General features: G+C 72.0%; 2 protein-coding genes. One reads left to right on the forward strand and one right to left on the reverse strand.

The features are described 5' to 3' along the window. Nucleotides 1-276: 276 nt before the first annotated feature. On the reverse strand, nt 277-1,479 hold the full coding sequence (locus tag AB0C15_RS17270) for an ROK family transcriptional regulator (RefSeq protein WP_357352936.1): 1,203 nt from the start codon (nt 1,477-1,479) through the stop codon (nt 277-279). 235 nt (nt 1,480-1,714) lie between these two features. Here AB0C15_RS17270 and AB0C15_RS17275 point away from each other — a divergent pair, with 235 nt between their 5' ends. After that, nucleotides 1,715-3,013 carry a sugar ABC transporter substrate-binding protein gene (locus AB0C15_RS17275; protein WP_357352938.1) on the forward strand — a complete coding sequence of 433 codons (1,299 nt, stop codon included), beginning with the start codon at nt 1,715-1,717 and terminating at the stop codon, nt 3,011-3,013. Nucleotides 3,014-3,098 lie beyond the last annotated feature (85 nt).

Below are 3,098 nucleotides of genomic sequence, written 5' to 3' on the forward strand. Positions count from 1 at the left end.
ATCTGCGCCCGCTCCGCGGACGACAACCTCTGCCCCGGCATGACTCCTCATCCTGACGAGAATCCACCCCGTTGCAACAACCACTTGAACCCAAGCCGCCCCGAGGCAGCAACATCGGGGATGTCGCGCGGATCTTGCGGGCAGGGACCGGCGGTCGGGGAGGGCGACGGGGCGCAGCGCGGACGGCGGGGGCGCGGACGGCACGGAGGGCACGGGCGGGGAGGGCACGGGCGGGGAGGGCACGGGCGGGGAGGGCACGGGCGGGGAGGCGTCCGGTCAGGTTCGGCGGACGCCGCCCTCGGTGAGGAAGCGGGCGATCGGGAGGGTGGCCGCGCCCAGCGCCACCGCGTCGACCCCGAGTCGGCACAGTTCGATCGACGCCTGCCCGTAGGGCTGGCGCAGCGCCTGCCGGCCGGCGGCCTCGCGGACGGCCGGGAGCAGGTCGCCCAGCGCCATCGCCGCCCAGCCGCCAAGTACGACCCGCTCGGGGTTGAACAGGTTGATCAGGTTGGCCACCCCGGCGCCGAGGTAGCCGGCGGTGTCGTCGAGGACCCGTCGGGCGGTGGCCGAGGTGTCGGCGGCGGCGACCAGCGCGGCGATCTGGGACTCCTCGTCGTCGCCGGGTACCGGTCGACCCCGGCGGGCCTCCCGGTAGCGGTCGATGATCGCCTCGGCTCCGACGTAGGCCTCCAGGCAGCCGCGCGCGCCGCACCGGCAGGCGCGGCCGCCGTACACCAGGGTGGTGTGCCCCCACTCCCCCGCGCTGCTTGACGCGCCCCGGTAGGTGGCCCCGTTGGTGACCACCGACGCGCCGACCCCGGAGCCAACGAGCGCGAAGACGGCGTGCCGGGCGCCTCGGCCGGCGCCGAACCACATCTCGGCCTGACCGAGGGTCTTGGCGCCGTTGTCGATGTGCAGGGGCAGGTCGGTGCCGGCGCCGATCAGGCGTTCCAGCGGCACCCGGTCCCAGCCGAGGGCCTGGGCGTGCACGACGGCCTCGGTGCCCTGCTCGACCACACCGGAGACGCCGATGCCGACGCCGAGTACGTCGGCGGCGGCCACCCCGGCCTGGGCGGTGACCGCGTCGATGCCGGCCAGCACGCGCCCGGCCACCAGGTCGGGCTCGGTGCGGGCCGGGTCGAGCGGGTACTCGACGCTTGCCAGCAGGGTCATCGCGAAGTCGAACAGCTCGACCCGGACCCGGGTCTCGCCGACGTCCACGCCGACCACGAAGGCGTAACGGGGCGCGATGCGCAGCAGCATGCTGGGCCGGCCGCCGTCGGACTCGGCGGCGCCGGCCTCGGCGACCAGCCCCTCGTCGATCAGGTCGGCCACCACGTTGCTGACCGCGGGTTGACTCAGCCCGGTGCTGCGCACCAGGTCCTGCCGGGTGAGCGGGCCGTCCAGGAAGAGCTTGGTCAGCAGGGCGGACCTGTTGCGCAGCCGCACGCTGCGGTTGGTGGCACGCGCCAGCTCCACTCGTCACCTCGTTCCCGTCGGCCGTTCGAGGCGACTGTAACCGCCTCGTGCTTGACGACCCACCGGCCAGCAACTTTAATGACGACATAAATTAAGCCGTGATGTAACTCCCGGGAAACGCCGACGGACCCCGACGGCGCACCCCCGAACCCTGTCCGCAGCCGGCCCCCGTCACCCGACCCCTATCGGTGACGAAGGCCGGCGGACCCCCACCACGCACCGGAAGGGCTGACCCGTGTCGAGACGACACCTCGGGATATTCACCGCCGCCGTACTGGCGGCCGCATCGCTGACCGCCTGCGGCGGCTCCGGCGACGACTCCGCATCGTCGCCCAAGACGCTGACCTACTGGGCCAGCAACCAGGGCGCCAGCCTGGAGGCCGACAAGACCATCCTCCAGCCGGAGCTGGACAAGTTCGAGAAGCAGACCGGGATCAAGGTCACCGTCGAGGTGGTCCCCTGGTCGGACCTGCTCAACCGCCTGCTTGCCGCCGCCACCTCCGGCAAGGGCCCGGACGTGGTCAACATCGGCAACACCTGGTCGGCGTCGTTGCAGGCCACCGGCGCGCTCGTCGAGTTCGACGACGCCGCCCTGACGGCCGTCGGCGGCAAGGACCGGATCGTGCCGGCCGCGCTCGCCGCCGCCGGGGCCCCCGGCAAGCCGCCGGCGGCCGTGCCGCTCTACTCCATGGCGTACAGCCTCTACTACAACAAGAAGATGTTCGCCGACGCGGGCATCACCGCGCCGCCGACGACCTGGGAGCAGGTCGTCGAGTACGGCAAGAAGCTGAGCACCGGCGGCAAGTGGGGCCTGGCGATCGAGGGCGCCAACCCGTCGGAGAACGCGCACCACGCCTTCACCTTCAGCCAGCAGTACGGCGGTGAGTGGTTCGACTCGGCCGGCAAGCCGACCTTCGACACCCCGCAGAACGTGTCGGCGATCAAGCGGTACGTCGACTTCATGGCCGCCGACAAGATCACCAACCCGAGCAACGCCGAGTACGCGCAGAACCAGTCGGTCTCCGACTTCGCCAACGGCAAGGCCGCCATGCTGCTGTGGCAGTCCGCCGGCTCGAACCTGAAGACGCAGAACATGCCCGCCGACGCGTACGGGGTGGCCCCGGTGCCGTTCCTGGCCAGCCCGCCGGCCGGCGGCAAGAAGGTCAACAGCATGGTCGCCGGCATCAACATGGCGGTGTTCAAGCACACCAAGAACAAGGACGGCGCGCTGAACTTCGTCAAGTTCATGACCAGCGACGAGGAGCAGACGATCCTCAACAAGACGTACGGCTCGCTGCCGGCGGTGAAGACCGCGGGCGCCGACCCGGCGTTCACCGCCCCGGAGCAGAAGACCATCCAGGAGACCCTGGTCACCACCGCGGCCCCGCTGCCGCAGGTGCCCGAGGAGAGCACGTTCGAGACCCTGGTCGGCACCGCGATGAAGGAGCTGTTCGCGGACGCGGCAAGCGGCAAGCCGGTCACCGAGGCCTCGGTGAAGGCGAAGCTGACCGACGCGCAGCAGAAGATGCGCTGACCCAGGCGTCACCGGTGGGCGGGGGGGGGGGGGTGGGCCCCCCCCCCCCCCCCCCCCCCCCCGGGCCCCCCAGGGGGACCCCCCC

This window comes from Micromonospora sp. NPDC048835, from assembly GCF_040649995.1.
Classification (GTDB): Bacteria; Actinomycetota; Actinomycetes; order Mycobacteriales; family Micromonosporaceae; genus Micromonospora.